This is a genomic window from Brevundimonas fontaquae, assembly GCF_017086445.1.
Classification (GTDB): Bacteria; Pseudomonadota; Alphaproteobacteria; order Caulobacterales; family Caulobacteraceae; genus Brevundimonas; species Brevundimonas fontaquae.
In genome coordinates, this window is record NZ_CP070968.1 from 812,979 (window position 1) to 828,397 (window position 15,419).

The 15,419-nt window shown below is 66.5% G+C and carries 15 protein-coding genes and 1 tRNA gene; 5 read left to right on the forward strand and 11 right to left on the reverse strand.

The genetic code is table 11. The annotated features are described in order from the left end of the window. Positions 1-37 precede the first annotated feature (37 nt). Genes otsB through JX001_RS03910 form a run of 3 tightly spaced genes read left to right on the forward strand, consistent with a single transcriptional unit; the run spans position 38 to position 4,040 of the window. Entirely contained in the window at positions 38-796 is a 759-nt protein-coding gene (gene otsB / locus JX001_RS03900) for a trehalose-phosphatase (RefSeq protein ID WP_241004746.1), read from the forward strand. Positions 797-800: 4 nt separating this feature from the next. Next, positions 801-2,585 carry a glycoside hydrolase family 15 protein gene (locus tag JX001_RS03905; protein ID WP_205682377.1) on the forward strand — a complete coding sequence of 595 codons (1,785 nt, stop codon included), beginning with the start codon at positions 801-803 and terminating at the stop codon, positions 2,583-2,585. A gap of 42 nt (positions 2,586-2,627) precedes the next feature. Then, positions 2,628-4,040, forward strand: a complete 1,413-nt coding sequence (locus JX001_RS03910) for an alpha,alpha-trehalose-phosphate synthase (UDP-forming) (protein WP_066628004.1) — start codon at positions 2,628-2,630, stop codon at positions 4,038-4,040. A gap of 3 nt (positions 4,041-4,043) precedes the next feature. Here JX001_RS03910 and JX001_RS03915 read toward each other — a convergent pair whose 3' ends face one another. The 6 genes from JX001_RS03915 to JX001_RS03940 form a co-directional block, all read right to left on the reverse strand. Next, positions 4,044-5,018: an esterase-like activity of phytase family protein gene (locus tag JX001_RS03915; protein WP_205682378.1), complete on the reverse strand. Its 975-nt coding sequence runs from the start codon at positions 5,016-5,018 to the stop codon at positions 4,044-4,046. Further along, complete coding sequence (cobT, locus tag JX001_RS03920) at positions 5,015-6,898, reverse strand: cobaltochelatase subunit CobT (RefSeq protein WP_205682379.1); 1,884 nt, start codon at positions 6,896-6,898, stop codon at positions 5,015-5,017. Before cobT ends, JX001_RS03915 begins: the two co-directional genes overlap by 4 nt. A gap of 41 nt (positions 6,899-6,939) precedes the next feature. After that, the gene (locus JX001_RS03925; RefSeq protein WP_205682380.1) at positions 6,940-8,184 is read right to left on the reverse strand and encodes a DUF418 domain-containing protein; all 1,245 of its coding nucleotides are present in this window, start codon (positions 8,182-8,184) and stop codon (positions 6,940-6,942) included. A 57-nt stretch (positions 8,185-8,241) separates the two neighbouring features. Next, positions 8,242-8,799: a phthalate transporter gene (locus JX001_RS03930; protein WP_137720670.1), complete on the reverse strand. Its 558-nt coding sequence runs from the start codon at positions 8,797-8,799 to the stop codon at positions 8,242-8,244. Further along, positions 8,796-9,677, reverse strand: coding sequence for a 3-hydroxybutyryl-CoA dehydrogenase (locus JX001_RS03935; RefSeq protein WP_205682381.1), 882 nt, complete (start codon positions 9,675-9,677; stop codon positions 8,796-8,798). Before JX001_RS03935 ends, JX001_RS03930 begins: the two co-directional genes overlap by 4 nt. A 104-nt stretch (positions 9,678-9,781) precedes the next feature. Continuing rightward, positions 9,782-10,087 carry a YggT family protein gene (locus JX001_RS03940; protein ID WP_017504977.1) on the reverse strand — a complete coding sequence of 102 codons (306 nt, stop codon included), beginning with the start codon at positions 10,085-10,087 and terminating at the stop codon, positions 9,782-9,784. A 163-nt stretch (positions 10,088-10,250) separates the two neighbouring features. Between JX001_RS03940 and JX001_RS03945 the strand changes: the two genes are divergently transcribed. Next, positions 10,251-10,326, forward strand: a tRNA-Ala gene (locus tag JX001_RS03945). Positions 10,327-10,401: 75 nt separating this feature from the next. Here JX001_RS03945 and JX001_RS03950 read toward each other — a convergent pair. Then, the gene (locus tag JX001_RS03950; protein WP_205682382.1) at positions 10,402-11,277 is read right to left on the reverse strand and encodes a hypothetical protein; all 876 of its coding nucleotides are present in this window, start codon (positions 11,275-11,277) and stop codon (positions 10,402-10,404) included. Positions 11,278-11,346: 69 nt separating this feature from the next. Continuing rightward, positions 11,347-11,724: a hypothetical protein gene (locus JX001_RS03955; protein ID WP_055754368.1), complete on the reverse strand. Its 378-nt coding sequence runs from the start codon at positions 11,722-11,724 to the stop codon at positions 11,347-11,349. A gap of 135 nt (positions 11,725-11,859) precedes the next feature. Here JX001_RS03955 and JX001_RS03960 point away from each other — a divergent pair, with 135 nt between their 5' ends. After that, positions 11,860-12,651, forward strand: coding sequence for an SDR family oxidoreductase (locus JX001_RS03960; protein WP_205682383.1), 792 nt, complete (start codon positions 11,860-11,862; stop codon positions 12,649-12,651). Here the strand turns inward: JX001_RS03960 and JX001_RS03965 are convergent, their stop codons facing one another. The 3 genes from JX001_RS03965 to JX001_RS03975 all read right to left on the reverse strand — a co-directional run bounded on the left by JX001_RS03965 (position 12,652) and on the right by JX001_RS03975 (position 15,403). Then, a complete protein-coding gene (locus JX001_RS03965; RefSeq protein WP_205682384.1) occupies positions 12,652-13,599 on the reverse strand; it encodes an aspartyl protease family protein in 948 nt (315 codons plus the stop codon). Between the two features lie 179 nt (positions 13,600-13,778). Beyond that, positions 13,779-14,708 (reverse strand): tyrosine recombinase XerC, encoded by a 930-nt coding sequence (locus tag JX001_RS03970; RefSeq protein ID WP_205682385.1) that lies wholly within the window; start codon positions 14,706-14,708, stop codon positions 13,779-13,781. Then, positions 14,690-15,403, reverse strand: coding sequence for a DUF484 family protein (locus tag JX001_RS03975; protein WP_205682386.1), 714 nt, complete (start codon positions 15,401-15,403; stop codon positions 14,690-14,692). Before JX001_RS03975 ends, JX001_RS03970 begins: the two co-directional genes overlap by 19 nt. Positions 15,404-15,419: the final 16 nt, after the last annotated feature.

A 15,419-nucleotide genomic window follows, 5' to 3' on the forward strand; every position in this document is an offset into this window, starting at 1 on the left:
GCCGACCGGGGAACTAAAACAAAGAGTTTGATCGTCAATGCCGTCTCATGCCGGAGCCGCCTCGCTATTGCTCCCGACACCGCCCGTCGTCGCCGACGGGATCGCCCTGTTCCTGGACATGGACGGCGTGCTGGCGCCGATGGCCCCGACGCCCGACGCCGTCGTGCCGACTGCGCGTCGTACGGCGGCGCTGAAAGCGGTAGAGGTGCGACTTGCGGGCCGCGTCGCCATCGTCAGCGGCCGCACTATCGCCGAGATCGACCGCATTTCCGATCACGCCCTTATCTCGGGCTCGGGCGTACATGGCCTGGAGCGGCGTCTGAAGGACGGCTCCATTGAACGCAAGACGCCCGACGCCGGCGTCGCCCAGGCGCTGGATGCATTCGAGGAATTCGCCGCCGATCGCCCCGGCGTGATCGTCGAGGACAAAGGCGTCTCCGTCGGTCTGCACTATCGTCAGGCGCCGGACGAAGCCGGCGCGGCCAAGGGACTGGCGGCCGAGCTTCAGGCCGAGACCGGGCTGACCCTACAGCCGGGCCATATGGTGCTGGAGCTGAAGACGCCCGGCGCCGACAAGGGCACGGCCGTCACGGCCTTCATGCAAGAGGCGCCGTTCAAGGGCGCGGTCCCAGTCATGTTGGGCGACGATCTGACCGACGAGTATGGGTTCGAGGCTGCGGCGGCGCTGGGCGGATACGGCGTGCTGGTCGGCCCCGAGCGCGAAACGGCGGCGCGTTACCGTCTGGACGATGTGGATGCTGTGCTCACCTGGCTTGAAGCCGTAGCGAAGGCCTGAACCGATGAAGCCCAATCTGGATCTGTTTCCCATCGGCAACTGCGGCGTCAGCGCCCTGATCGACCGTCAGGGGCGTTTCGTCTGGGCCTGCGCGCCGCGGGTGGACGGCGACCCGGTCTTCTCCGCCCTGATGGACGGCTTGGAGCCCGAGCATGGCTTCTGGGCCATCGAGATGGAGGACGTAAAGTCGATCGATCAGGCCTATGTCCGCAACACGCCGGTTCTACGCACGGTGATGACGGCCGATGACGGATCGTCAGCCGAGATCATCGATTTCGCCCCGCGTCATCCGAAGCACTCGCGCACCTATCGGCCGCTGGCCTTTGCGCGCATCGTGCGGCCGCTGTCGGGGACGCCGCGCATCCGTGTGCGGTTGCGGCCCTCGACAGACTGGGGCGCGCGCCCGGCGCCGCACACCTCCGGATCTAACCACATCCGCTATATGTGCGCCGACGTCACCTTCCGCCTGACGACCGATTGTCCTGTGTCGCATGTGCTGGAGGAGCGCGTGTTCCGGCTGGAGCGGTCGCACGCCTTCTTCCTGGGCCCGGACGAGGGCTATGACCAGGATGTCGGCCACGGCGTTCATGGCGCACTCGATCGCACGGTCGCCTATTGGCAGGACTGGGTGCGCAAACTCTATCTGCCGCTCGACTATCAGGAAGCTGTGATCCGCGCGGCGATCACGCTGAAGCTGTGCGCCTATGAAGAGACCGGCGCCATCGTCGCCGCCATGACGACGTCGGTGCCCGAGTTCAAGGAGAGCGGGCGCAACTGGGACTATCGCTACTGCTGGATCCGCGATGCCTATTACACGGTGCGGGCGCTGAACCGGTTGGGTGCGGTCGACATCCTCGAGAACTACCTCGTCTATCTGAGGAATCTGGTCGACGATTCCGCCGGCGGCCATGTTCAGCCGGTCTATGGCGTGGGTCTTGAGCCCGGAATCGGCGAGAGCATCATCGACAGCGTCGAGGGCTACCGCGGCATGAAGCCGGTGCGGATCGGCAATCAGGCGCACGAACATCTGCAACACGACGTCTACGGACAGATCGTGCTGCCTCTGGTTCAGGCCTTCTATGACGCACGGCTGCTGCGTCCCGGCACGCTGGAGGATTTCCACGCGCTGGAGGCGATCGGCGAGCGAGCCTTCGCCATGCACGATCAGACCGACGCGGGCCTGTGGGAGTTTCGCACCATTGCGCGGGTCCACACCTATTCATCCGTCATGTGCTGGGCCGCCTGCGATCGTCTGGCCAAGGCGGCGGAACATCTGAACCTGCCGGATCGGGCCGCCTTTTGGCGTGAGCGCGCGCAGATCATCCGTCAGCGGATTGAGGCGGAGGCCTATCTGCCCGACGAGGGTCGATTCGCCGCCAGCTTCGGCGGCCGCGAGCTGGACGCCTCCCTGCTGCAGATGACCGATCTGGGCTTCCTAGAGGCGCACGATCCGCGTCAGGTCGCCACCTTCGACGCCATCGAGCGCGATCTGAAGAAGGGCAGCCACCTGTTCCGCTATGTGGAGCCGGACGACTTCGGCGAGCCGGAGACCGCCTTCAACTTCTGCACCTTCTGGTTCATCGAGGCCCTGCACCAGAACGGCCGCATCGAGGAAGCCCGCACCATCTTCCAGGAGATGCTGAGCCGGCGGACGGCCGCAGGGCTGTTGAGCGAGGACATCTCGATCGACGATGGCGAGCTGTGGGGCAACTATCCGCAGACCTATTCCCTGGTCGGCATCATCAATTGCGCCGTGCTGTTGAGCCGTTCGTGGACCGATGTGCGTTAATGTCTGGACCCCGGGGCTGGGGTCGCTGTGTAAAGTGAAGTTATGAGCCGCCTGATCGTTGTTTCGAACCGGGTTTCGGCCCCGACCGACCCCGCCGCCGGGTCCGCCGGCGGTTTGGCGATGGCCCTGTCCGCCGCCCTCAGAAAATACGACGGCCTGTGGTTCGGTTGGTCGGGCGAACGGGTGGATCACTACACCGGCGAGGTGAAGATCGAGGACCGGGCTGGCGTCACCGTAGGGCTTGTCGATCTGGAGGGGCAGGACGTCGACGAATACTACAACGGCTACGCCAATAAGACGCTGTGGCCGCTGTTCCATCACCGCATCGACCTGGCCCAATATGAGCGCTCCTACGGCGAGGGCTATGAGCGGGTGAACCGGCGCTTCGCCGAGGCGCTGGCGCCGTTGATCCAGCCCGACGACATGATCTGGATCCACGACTATCACATGATCCCGATGGCGCGGGATCTCCGCCGCTTGGGCGTGCGCAACCGGATCGGCTTCTTCCTGCACACGCCCTGGCCGGCGCGGCAGTTGCTGGTGACCCTGCCGCATCACCGGCGGCTGGTGGAATCGATGTTCGACTTCGACCTGATCGGTTTCCATACCCAGGAATGGAGCGATCTGTTCACCGACTATGTGGTGTCCGAGGCCCAAGGCGAGTTGGACGGGACCGGCGGGCTGGAGTGTTTCGGTCGCAAGGTCCAGACCGGCGTCTTCCCCATCGGCATCGATGTCGACGGTTTCCTGGCGGCGCGAAATTCGGCGCTTGGGGCGCGCACCTATGATCGAATGGCGGCGTCGTCAGCCTTCCGCTCGATGATCGTGGGGGTGGACCGGCTGGACTATTCCAAAGGGCTGGAGGAGCGGCTGCTGGGTTACGAACAGTTTCTGCACGACAACGCCTCGATGCGGGGCGAGGTCTTCCTGTTGCAGGTCACACCGATCTCGCGCGACGACGTGGACAGCTATCAGGATATTCGTTCGCGGCTGGACGCCCTGGCCGGACGGATCAACGGCGCCTTCGCCGACATGGATTGGCAGCCGATCCGGTATCTGAACCGCACCTATCGCCGGGATCAGCTGGCGGGCATCTACCGCGCGGCGCGGGTGGGGCTGGTGACCCCGTTGCGCGACGGCATGAATCTGGTGGCCAAGGAATATGTCTGCGCCCAGAACCCGGATGATCCGGGTGTGCTGATCCTGTCGCGCTTCGCCGGCGCGGCCGAACAGATGGGCGAGGCGCTGCTGGTCAACCCCTACAGTCGCGAAGAGCTGTCCGACGCCATCCAGAAGGCGCTGACCATGCCGCTGGCCGAGCGTATCCGGAAATGGGAGGCCTTGATGGATGTGGTTCGCGCGACCGATGTCGGCATCTGGCGCGATGATTTCGTGCGCGCCCTGCAAGCCGATGAATCGACCTCGCAACCGACGCAGTGGGCCGGCGCGGCCTGACGCCTAGCGCAGGTCGAAAGCCAGCATCAGGGTGCGCTGGGCCGGATTGAAGTTGTCGTCGGACAGGATGTAGAGGCGGGTCCTGCCGTTTCGCATCTCTGCGGCGATACCCTCGAAATTGTCGGTCGTGCCGGGCAGTTTCAGCTCGATCAGCACCGGCCCCAGCGTTCCGTCGGGGGCCATGCGGCGCACGCGCGCGCGCATGTCGATGGGCGCCCGGTACAGGCGCTGGACCACGAACCATCCGGCGCAGGACGGATCACGATCCAGGCCGGTGATACGGTATTCGCTGTCGGGGATGGGGGTTGCAGGCGGTGCGCTCACGACCGTGCATCTCGCCGCCGCGCAATCCCAGACGCCGCCGGCCTCGCCAGAGACGCGCCAGCCGCCGGGCGACGTCGCCAGACCCTCCATCCCATCGTTCTCGGTGAAGGCGAAGTCGGGCGACCGCACTGGCGTTGGCCGCGTCCGCAGCGCCGACAATGGGCCGTAGTTCCAGATTCGGTGACGCCGCTCGAAACTGACCAGCAGATCGCCGGAGGGCGTGATGGCCAGGCCCTCGGCGTCGCCGTCCGACTTGTCGGAAATCGCCGCGCCGTCCTGAAGCGTCAGCCGGCGCGAACGGAAATGATCCAGGCCGACCAGCCGCCCCCGGGCGTCCAGGCGAATGTCGCCGCGCACCAGATCACCGGTGTCCGATACCGTGACGAAGCCGCCGTCGCCGGTCAGCTTCAGGTCCGACAGGCTATGCAGCGGCGAGGTCGGCGCGGCGCTGATCTGCAAGCCGCCGGCGAACGTCACGCCGTCGGCCAACTGCGCGCCGCCGGGCAGGCCCAGGCTAACGCTTCGCAGTTCCGCGACCTGGGGCGTCCAGCCGTCCGATGACAACGGATAGGGACGCGGCGCGCCCAGCGAGGCGGCGCAGGCCGACAGCGACAGGGCGATCCAGACACTGGCCAGCCGGCTGAAACGGCTCATGCCGCCAGCTTTCGCTTGGTGCGACGGGTGGGACCGGCCGCGCCCTCGTTCTCGAACAGTTCGGCCAGCTTCTCAGTCATGGCCCCCGCCAGCTGTTCCACATCGACGATGGTCAGGGCCTTGCGATACCAGCGGGTCACGTCATGGCCGATGCCGATCGCCAGCAGTTCGACCGGCGAGCGATCCTCGATCTCTGCGATCACCTGTCGCAGGTGCTTGTCCAGGTAGAGGGCCGCATTCGCCGACTGGGTGGAGTCGTCGACCGGCGAACCGTCGGAAATGACCATCAGGATGCGGCGCTGCTCGGTGCGGGCCAGCAGGCGGCCGTGCGCCCATTGCAGGGCCTCGCCGTCGATATTCTCCTTCAGCAGACCTTCGCGCATCATCAGGCCCAGATTCTTCTTGGCCCGGCGCCAAGGCGCGTCGGCGGCCTTGTAGATGATGTGACGCAAGTCGTTCAGGCGGCCGGGATTTTGCGGTTTTCCGGCGGTGATCCAGGCCTCGCGGCTTTGTCCGCCCTTCCAGGCGCGGGTAGTGAAGCCCAGGATCTCGACCTTCACGCCACAGCGTTCCAGCGTTCGCGCCAGGATGTCGGCGCAGACCGCCGCCACCATGATCGGCCGTCCGCGCATCGAGCCGGAGTTGTCGAGCAACAGGGTCACGACCGTATCGCGGAACGGGCTTTCGCTCTCGGCTTTGAAGGACAGGGGTGCGGTCGGGTCGGTGACGATCCGGGTCAGGCGCGCAGTATCCAGCATCCCCTCTTCCAGATCGAAGACCCAGGAGCGGTTCTGCTGGGCCAGCAGGCGCCGTTGCAGCTTGTTGGCCAGGCGCGACACGACGCTGGACAGGATCGCCAGCTGGCCATCCAGCAGGGAGCGCAGCCGGTCCAGTTCGACCGGGTCGCACAGGTCGGCGGCGTCCACCACCTCGTCGAAGGCGGTGGTGAAGACGCGGTAGAAATCGACCGCGCGGCCGTCGTCGGCCGTCTGCTGACGGTTCGGCTGCTGGCCTTCCTGAAGTTCCGGGCCATCGTCGGCGCCTTCTCCGTCGGGGTCGGCGGGCGCGCCTTCGGGGCGGCTTTCACGCTCTTGCTCGGAAGATTGATCGTCGGCGTCCCCCTCCATCGACTGGGAGCCTTCTCCGCCGTCCTGCTCTTCCTCCTCGTCCTGATCATCGTCAGCCGCGGGGTCTTGGGGATCGGGTTCCTCGTCGCCGGGATCTTCGGACGTATCCTCGCCGCGCCCGTCGCCGGGGTCGAGGTCCAGCGCGCGCAGCACCTCGCGCATCTTCAGCGCAAAACCTTCCTGATCGCCCGCCGTGCCGGCCAGGGCGTCCAGCTTGGCGCCGGCCTTGGCCTCGATGTTGGCGCGCACCAGATCCAGCATGGCCCGGGTGCCGTCGGGGGCGGGGCGCCCGGTCAGCCGCTCGCGGACAAGCAGGGCCACGGCCTCGGACACGGGCACGCGGTCGGCGTCGCTGATGCGCAGGGCGCCGGTCTTTTCCAGTCGCGTGATCAGGGCGGCGCCCAGGTTGTCGCGCACTCCGGCAAGATGTTCAGAACCGAAGGCCTCAACGCGCGCCTGTTCGACCGCATCGAACACCTCAGCCGCCTTGGCGTCCGCCGGCCGCATCCGGCTGTTCACCGCCGCATCGTGATTGGCCAGACGCAGCGCCAGCCGGTCGGCCTGGCCGCGCAAGGACGCGCTCTCGGGCCCGGACGGATCGCGCGGCGGATGGGGCAGGGTCAGGACGCCGTTCGACAGCTTGGGCCCGTCGGACCCGAACACCACCTCCAACTCGGGCTGCTCCGCCAGCGCCCGCGCGGCATGACCCAGCGCGCGCTTGAAGGTTTCGGCGGGAGTATCCGGGGCGGCCATGGCCCTCAGTTAATCGCTTCGCGCCTGCGATAAAAGCGTCGTCAGCCGCCTTTTGAAATCGGCATGCGACGGCCGTAGGTCAGACAGCGCCAAACCCACTCCAGCGGCCCCATGCTGAACCGCGACAACCACAGTGGCGACCAGATCAGTTGCAGCGCCCAGACCGCCACGACCAGGCCCCACATCTGCACATAGTCGGCCCGTCCGAACAGGCGCGGCCCCCACGGCATGTAGAAGACCGAGGTCATGATCAGGGTCTGGGTCAGATAGTTGGTGAAGGCCATCTGACCTACCGGCCGCAGCGCCGCCGTGATCCACGCCAGCCTCCGGGTCGTCGCCAGCACGATCAGGCTGACATAGGCCAGGGTGACGAAGACGGGGAAGGAGGCGACGACCTCCGCCAGGCCGCGCGTCGGGTGGGTTCCGGCCGGGGCGATGGCCTCGCGCCATTCCAGCACGCCCAGCAGGGCCAGCACGGCTCCGCCGACACCGATCAAGGCGACATAGACCCGGTTGGGCGCCCGGCCGCTGAACACGCCGGCCTTGAACAGACCCAGTCCCAGCATCATCAGGGCCACGGTCGAGAAGACGAACATCGTCAGGCTGGCGCCCTGCAGCAGCAGCCAGTTCTGAATGTTCTGGCCCATCGCCCCGGCCCAGCCGCTCCGATAGGCGGCGATCGACTCCGTCACCATGGCGGCGGTGTAATGCGGCCCGCCCTGGTTCATCGCATCGGTGATCGCCGGCGGCCCGGCGACCATCAGCCAGGTCGCGCCCGCCTGCATCGCGCCCAGCAACAGGGTCACCCCCAGGCCGATCCCGATCAATGTCCCGGCCCGCATGGACCGCATCAGCATCACGAACAGGCCCGACCAGGCGTAGAGCAGCAGCACGTCGCCATACCAGAAGGCCAGGCCGTGGATCAGGGCGATGACGGCCAGCCAGAAGAGGCGGCGTCGCAGCAGTTTGCCACGCGCCGCATCGTCCCGCTCGCCACCGACCAGATAGATCGAGGCCCCGAACAGCATCGAAAACAGGGTGATGAACTTCTGGTGGAAGAAGACATCCATTGTCCAGCGCGCCACGGCGTTGGCGCCGGTGACTGGAAACGGGCTCAGGCTCGCATCCTGATAGACCATGACCGGCAGGCCGAAGGAGACGACGTTGACCGCCAGGATGCCCAGCACCGCCAGCCCCCGCATGACGTCCAGGCTGGCGATGCGCGAGGTCGCCGCGACGGGCGACAGGATCTCCGCCGCATCCTTGTCCGTGTCGTCCATGGTCATTCTCGGATCCCCCAATCCTCGAACTCAGGCGTCAGGCGCGAATGCCAACCCTGCGTCTCAGCCCTTGGGCATCAAGCCCAGTCGATCCTTGACCGCCGGCCGCGCCTCGAAGGCGATGAAGGCGGCGCACAACCCGGCCCACAAGGCGTAGCTGACGCCCACGATCATGGCGATGGGCAGGCCGCCGACGCCGAAGATCAACAGGGTGGTCTCGGTCGCGCCCAGGGCCTGCATCACGTCGCCGGCCTCGAACCAGCCCATCACGCTCATGCCCAGGGCGACGACGATCTGGACCAGGGCCGCCGCCAGGCCGCCGTACATCATGAAGCGCCAGACGACGCCCAGCCGCGTGCCGGGCCGTCCGTCGCGCTTGCGCTCGTTCAGCACGCGATACAGCGCCAGCGGCACGGTGATCAGGCCAATCAGCATCACCACCAGCCGCCAATCCATGTCGCGACCGGGCAGATAGGCGTGCGGCCGCCAGAAGGGCAGGGTCAACCACAGGGGCGGCCAGGCCGCGCCGGCCAGGCACGCCAGAATCCGAGGCGTCCGCCCAGGCCGCGCGGCGATGGTCGCCTGACCCGGAAGATCGGAATAGCTCTCGAACCGGCTCATCGCGTCGGCGCCGGCGCAGCGCCGGAATAGTCGTAGAAGCCGCGGCCGCTCTTTCTGCCCAACCAGCCGGCCTCGACATATTTCACCAGCAGGGGGCAAGGGCGGTATTTGCTGTCGGCCAGCCCGTCATACAGCACGTTCATGATGGCCAGGACGACGTCCAGACCCATGAAGTCCGCCAGTTCCAGCGGGCCCATCGGATGGTTGGCGCCCAGACGCAGCGCCTTGTCGATCGAGGCGACATTGCCGACGCCTTCGTACAGGGCGAAGATGGCCTCGTTCATCATCGGCACCAGGATGCGGTTGACGATGAAGGCGGGAAAATCCTCGGCGTCCGTGGTCGTCTTGCCCAGGCTCTCGGCGAAGGCGACGGCGGCGGAATGGGTCTCGGCCGAGGTGGCGATGCCACGGATGATCTCCACCAGCCTCATCACCGGCGCCGGCTTCATGAAGTGCAGGCCGACGAACCGGTCCGGCCGGTCTGTCGAAGACGCAAGGCGGGTGATCGAGATGGACGAGGTGTTGGACGCCAACAGCGTCTGCGGCCCCAGGTGCGGCACCACCTGCGCATAGATGGCCTTCTTGACGGCCTCGTCTTCCAGCGCCGCCTCGATGACCAGATCGGCGCCGGCGACGGCCTCGGCCATCACGTCGCTCGTCGTGATGCGGGTCAGGGCCGCATCGGCGGCGGCCTGATCGACCAGACCGCGTCCGACATGCCGCGCCAGGCTGGCCGCGATCTCGCCCTGCGCCAGCGGCAGCCGGTCGGCGACGACGTCATAAAGCCGAACCGAATAGCCCCCGAGCGCGACCGCCTGCGCGATGCCTGCGCCCATCTGTCCGGCGCCCAGAATGGCGACTGTGATGATCGTGGTCATGAACCGTGGTCGAAAGTGGTCGGGCGGGCACCTTTAGAAAGGAAGGCGCGCGGCGCAAGAGCGGATCAACCCTCTCGCATCAGATTTCCGCCCGCCGTGTCGCCTCAGCCGAGCAACTGGATCAGGGCCGGCGCCGCCGTGCGGTTGAACAGCACGCTGATGAACTGCAGCAGCAGGATCACCACGATGGGCGAGATGTCGATGCCGCCCAGGTTCGGAATGATGCGGCGGAACGGCTCCAGCAGGGGCGCGGTGACCCGGTCCAGGAAGGTCCCGACCGAATAGACGAAGCGGTTGCGATAGTTGACGACGTCGAACGCCACCAACCAGCTCAGAATGGCCTGGGCGATGATGAACCAGATCATCAGACTGATGATGGTGTTGATCAACCAGACGAGCGCATAGCCCATGAACGGTAACTCCTGCTTGGATCGGCGCTTCTAGCCTGTTCGCCCCGGCTCCGACAACGGCCGTATCCGACCTGCGCGCTTTGCGCGCACAAGCCCGTTGACACCACGCCCGCCCGCCTTCTATGTCCGCCACGCCTGTGAAACCCGATCCCACGCTGGAAACGGGGCCGTAGCTCAGTTGGTAGAGCGCGTCGTTCGCAATGACGAGGTCAGGGGTTCGACTCCCCTCGGCTCCACCAGGCGTTTCAATCACGGCCTTCAGTCGAGACGTTTGCCGAATGCTCAGAAAGTGAGCAGGCAACCGGATAATGCAATTAGTTCGGGCCAAAGCGTAGGCCAAGGCGTGCAAAGGCTGCGTCCGGTGGCGCTACGAACGTGCGGGCCTCCTGTTCGGGCATAATGCGAGGCGGTGTCGCCCCTTTGCCGTGACATGCTTTGAACAGCTTGCCTGACTTGCAACCACACACGATTGTCGGTGGGGTTAACGTATAGTCCGGTCCCCGGTCCAATGGCTCAGGTCTACCCTGCTCACGAAAGTTTATGCCTCTAACCAAGGTGGCGTCTTTCGAAAAGGCAGTTTTCTTTCTGTATTCTGGTAGTAGACTTTTTAACAACTCATGACCAATTTGTCGTATGACATGATATTCGGCATCTTTGGTTGTCTGCTTATTTGTCGAGTTATCGGTCCAGTTAACCGAAGTCCGCATTTCGGCGTATGCCGCATCAATCATGGGATCGACGTGGCCGCCGCCATCCTGATTTCGCATGATGCCTACTAAATCGCGCCTGGACATGCTGTTCCCTTTGTCGAAACCGTCAGAGAGCACAGGAGATGTCCACCATTGCGCAAAATCGACAAACCACATTGGGCGTCCATCTAACTCAGCGAGCCAGCCGGGCCCGTCTGGGCTTGCGACTATGGAAATCAACGTCGAGTGTGCGTGCTTGTTGAATGGATCCCATTCAACGCTGCTGTCTAGAAACCCCTGCCCATCCTTGCCCAACTGGTTAAGCAGCCCAATACTTTGCCCGTGCGTATGGCAGAGCGTTTGGATTGCCGAAGACATGCGCTCAGCTTCCCAATGCTCACCATCATCAAAAGCCTTCGCCGAACTTCTCAGGGCTGAGATTTGACTCTCGAATTTCCGTTCAAGCTCTCCGGGGGCTCGGGGTTGGCGGGGACGCTTCATTTTCGCGGCGTTTCTTGATGTTTTGTCGAGAATGACTTTGTACCCGACTGAGCAGAAATTAACGACCCATCACCGCAGCGCGACGTAGCCCCGTTCGATGACCCGGCGCAGCGCCTCGTAGGCTTCGGCCAGTTCGTCGTAGGCGGTGCGGGCGGCGGTCAGGCGGGCGACCTGGTCAGGCGTGACAGCCGAGCCGGAGTGGGCCAGGCGCAGCGATTCCGCGACCCATTTGGCGCGGGCCGTGGCGGTCATGACCGCCAGCTTTTGCAGCGAGCCGGCGTCCACGCCGGTCAGGGCGTGACCGATCACCTCCTTGTTGGCGACGTAGGCGGCGTAGTCGATCTGCTCCAGCTGCCCGCGCAGGCGACGCTGTTCGTGCGGATCGGTGTCCTGCGGCTCGAAATGGTCGCTGTGGCGGCGGGTGCTGGACGTCATCTTGGTTGACATGGGCGAGCCCTCCCCGGCCTGTCCTGGTGGTCTCGGCGGCCGCTCGACAAAGAAGGTGCGCCGTCTCGGTTAACGCCGCGTTGCGTTGGGGACCCGCGCATCCGATATCGGGGCCACACAGGATCGGAGAAGACCATGGACCTGAAACTGAACGGCAAGCGCGCCCTGATCTGCGGCGGCTCATCCGGCCTTGGCCGCGCCGTGGCGACGGCCCTGGTCGCGGAGGGCGCGCACGTCGCCCTGCTGTCGCGCGATGAAGGCAAGCTTCAGGCCGTGGCGGCTGCGCTGAACGCATCCGGGCCCGGCAAGGCGGTCGTAGTGACGGCGGATCTGGCGGACCATGAGGCGCTGTTGAAGGCGGTGGATCGGGCCGAGGACCTTTTGGGCGGGCCTGTCGAAATCCTGCTGAACAACACCGGGGGGCCGCCGCCGTCGGGCGTGTCGGGGCTGGAGCCGGCGGTGTGGCGCGATCATTTCGAGTCGATGGTGTTGTCGATTTTCCGCCTGACGGACCGGGTGCTGCCGGCCATGCGGGCGGCCGGCTGGGGGCGGATCCTGAACGTCGCCTCGATCACAGTGGTTGAGCCCTCGGCGGCGCTGGGCGTGTCCAACACCCTGCGGGCCTCGGTCGCGGCCTGGGCCAAGACCCTCGCCAATGAGGTCGGACCGGACGGGGTGACGGTCAACACCCTGCTGCCGGGGCGGATCGATACGCCCCGGATCGAAAGGCTGGACCAGGCGACCGCCGAGCGCACCGGCACGACGCCGCAAGAGGCGCGGGCCGAATCCGTCAAATCCATCCCCGTCGGCCGCATCGGCACGACCGAGGAGTTCGGCGCCACCGCCGCCTTCCTGTGCAGTCCCCTGGCGGCCTATGTCACCGGCTCGCTGATCCGATTGGACGGCGGGGCGATCAAGGCGATCTGATCAGCCGGGCGTCCGACGGCGCAGCACGCCGCCGAAGGCCACGCGGCTGCGGCCGTAATCCAGGGTGATGCGGCTGAACCGGCTCAGGAGATCGGCGCCCAGCAGCAGGGCCGGCTTGTCGATCAGGTCCATGACCTGAAACACATGCAGGTCGGCGAACAGCAGCGGGGTCGGGCCCAGCGATCGTCCCGCGATGTGCAGGGCGGGCGTCGTGCCGGTGCGGGCCGTCACCGCGCCGCCGACGATGCCGACCATGCGCACGGGCTCGGACGGGACGGCGGCCTGACCAATGTCGATCGCCTGCATCAGGGCCAGATTGCCGATCGAATATTGGGCGCCGCTGTCGATGAAGGCCGCAACCTCCACGCCGGCGACCTCGATCCGGGTCAGGATCAACTGACCGAAGCGACCGCGACGACCGGCGACCAGGACGTCCTGTTGCTGGGGCCGGGTTGAGTCGGGGCTGGTCGTCAGCGCGATGCTGGTCGAGCACGACGGCGACAGGGCGACCTGGCGGGCGTTGACGTCCAGCGTCAGGCGAAAGCGGGACAGCAGGTCCAGACCGAGCAGGCCATCGGCGCCCAGGGCGTCGCGCGGGAAGACCGGCAGGGTCAGGTCGCTGAAGCGCCGCCGCCCGATCTCGATCTGCGCCAGTTCGACGGTCGGCGTGACCTCGGCCGCCGTGATCCCGTGCACCACGACCGGGCGGCCGGGCGGCAGGGCCAAGGCCTGGGCCAGTTCGACCGAAACCGCGCTGCGCTCGGCGCCGGTGTCGATGACGAAGATCTTCTGGACGCTTCCGTTCAGACGCACGCCGACGCCCATTCGTGTAAGCAAATTTTGCAAGAGCCGCACCTGATCGGGCGGGTCCGCCGGGGCGGCGGCTTGAGCTGACACAAACGGCGCAGCCGCCAGCAGGCCCAGCGTCTTGCGCCGCGACCTTTTCACGCTCGATCCTTCGCCAACCGCTGGCCGCACCCGCCTATCCTCCTCGGGCCTTCGCCAGGGCAGGGCACGCTACGCGCTTTTGGCGAAGAGCCTGAGACATATTCTTGTCCGTCGTGTCTCAGCGCGGCTGCGCAGGCCCCAGCCCTCGTCGCTGGGCGGCCGCGAAGACTCCTGTCGCATCAAGCGCGGGGATGGGCGGACGCATAGGAGTTCAAAAGTCTATCGGCATCGACGCCGGTGTATTTCTGGGTCGTCGACAGGCTGGCGTGGCCCAGCAGTTCCTGGATCGACCGCAGATCGGCGCCGGCGCCCAGCAGGTGGGTCGCGAAACTGTGGCGTAGGGCGTGAGGCGTAGTGCGCTCCGGCAGACCTAGCCGGCCGCGCAGCCGCTGGACCGAGGCCTGGACATGACGGGGGCTTAAGGGGCCGCCGCGGCGCGCGCGAAACAGAGAGTCGGCGGGCTGAAGCGGGAAGGGCAGAAGGACCAGGTAGGCGTCCACCGCCGAGCGTACGGCGGGCAGGATCGGCGCGATCCGCGTCTTTGCCCCCTTGCCGACGATACGCAGGGTTTCGCCCAGCGGCGCATCGGCGCGGGTCAGGGACATGGCCTCGGAGATCCGCAGGCCGCAGCCGTAGAGCAGGGTCAGCACGGCCCGGTCGCGCGCGGCCTCCCACGGTTCGGCGTCGGGATCGGCGTCCGGCTCGGCCAATAGCCCGCGCGCCTGGTCTTCTGTCACCGGACGGGGCAGGGACGGCTTGACCTTTGGGCCGCGCACCAAGGCCAACTGCGGGGCGGGCGTGTCCAACCGCCGGTCGAGGAAGGCGTGAAAACCGCGAATGGCCGACAGGCTCTGGCTCAGCGACCGGGCCGCCAGCGGATGATCGCCCGAGCGGCGCTCGGCCATATGGGCGCGGACCTCGGCGGCAGCGATCGTCCCCATGTCTTTCAGCGACAGCGTCTCACCGCGATGGCGTTCGAGGAAGGCGAGATAGAGCCGCCCGATATGGCCATAGGCCTCCAGCGTGCGCGGCGACAGCCGACGCTCGTGCGCCAGATGATCCAGCCAGGCGCGCAGGGCGTCGGAGGCGGTCAGTTGAGGACCGGCCATCGCTCGGCCATCCGCTCCGTCACCCGCGCCAGGAAGGCGGCCAGTTCGCAGCCCATGTTGGGGGTGAAGCCTTCGGGTTCGGGCGAGCCGAAGGCGCAGATGCAAGGGCGCGGCGGTCCGCCTGGCGTCAGGTGCGGGGCCATGCGGACCAGGGCGATGGACCGCACCTGTTCCTCGGCCGCGCCGAAGAAATTCAGTCCTTGTATCATCGGGCCCAGCCAGGTCAGGCCGTGCTCGCCCAGCAGATTGTCGACGTCGCCCTCTTCCAGGGCGCGCCAGCCGAAGGGCACGCCGCCGGGTTTTTCCAGGGCGATGGCGGCGCCGGCCAAGCCGAACCGTCCCTGCGCCGCCGCGTCCAGACGCCGGGCTAGGTCGGAATGGTTCTTGGCCTCCATCAGATCCAGGGTCGCGACGTGCGTCTGAGTCTGGGCGGCGAAGTTGGCGCGGGCGATCAGTTCGATCTCGCGCCGGGCGCCGGTCTCGCGCTCGACCACGGCCTCCAGTCGCGTCAGGGCGGCGGCGCCGAACTCGACCACGTTGCGCCCATGCGGACGCAGACCGATCTCTTCCAGAAGGGAGCGGTCGTCCAGCAGGGTCTGATGATGGGTCTGCAGCCAGCCCCGCACGTCGGGCCAATGCAAGCCGTCGCCGATGTGGGGCGTTGCGTCCGATTCCGACGTTTCGAAAAGGTCCAATGAGCCGCTCAAACAG

What these genes read in the sequence shown, in the direction of transcription:
- otsB (WP_241004746.1), top strand. Translation starts at nt 38, where the DNA reads ATGCCGTCTCATGCCGGAGCCGCCTCGCTATTGCTCCCGACACCGCCC.
- JX001_RS03905 (WP_205682377.1), top strand. Translation starts at nt 801, where the DNA reads ATGAAGCCCAATCTGGATCTGTTTCCCATCGGCAACTGCGGCGTCAGC.
- JX001_RS03910 (WP_066628004.1), top strand. Translation starts at nt 2,628, where the DNA reads ATGAGCCGCCTGATCGTTGTTTCGAACCGGGTTTCGGCCCCGACCGAC.
- JX001_RS03915 (WP_205682378.1), bottom strand. Translation starts at nt 5,018, where the DNA reads ATGAGCCGTTTCAGCCGGCTGGCCAGTGTCTGGATCGCCCTGTCGCTG.
- cobT (WP_205682379.1), bottom strand. Translation starts at nt 6,898, where the DNA reads ATGGCCGCCCCGGATACTCCCGCCGAAACCTTCAAGCGCGCGCTGGGT.
- JX001_RS03925 (WP_205682380.1), bottom strand. Translation starts at nt 8,184, where the DNA reads ATGACCATGGACGACACGGACAAGGATGCGGCGGAGATCCTGTCGCCC.
- JX001_RS03930 (WP_137720670.1), bottom strand. Translation starts at nt 8,799, where the DNA reads ATGAGCCGGTTCGAGAGCTATTCCGATCTTCCGGGTCAGGCGACCATC.
- JX001_RS03935 (WP_205682381.1), bottom strand. Translation starts at nt 9,677, where the DNA reads ATGACCACGATCATCACAGTCGCCATTCTGGGCGCCGGACAGATGGGC.
- JX001_RS03940 (WP_017504977.1), bottom strand. Translation starts at nt 10,087, where the DNA reads ATGGGCTATGCGCTCGTCTGGTTGATCAACACCATCATCAGTCTGATG.
- JX001_RS03950 (WP_205682382.1), bottom strand. Translation starts at nt 11,277, where the DNA reads ATGAAGCGTCCCCGCCAACCCCGAGCCCCCGGAGAGCTTGAACGGAAA.
- JX001_RS03955 (WP_055754368.1), bottom strand. Translation starts at nt 11,724, where the DNA reads ATGTCAACCAAGATGACGTCCAGCACCCGCCGCCACAGCGACCATTTC.
- JX001_RS03960 (WP_205682383.1), top strand. Translation starts at nt 11,860, where the DNA reads ATGGACCTGAAACTGAACGGCAAGCGCGCCCTGATCTGCGGCGGCTCA.
- JX001_RS03970 (WP_205682385.1), bottom strand. Translation starts at nt 14,708, where the DNA reads ATGGCCGGTCCTCAACTGACCGCCTCCGACGCCCTGCGCGCCTGGCTG.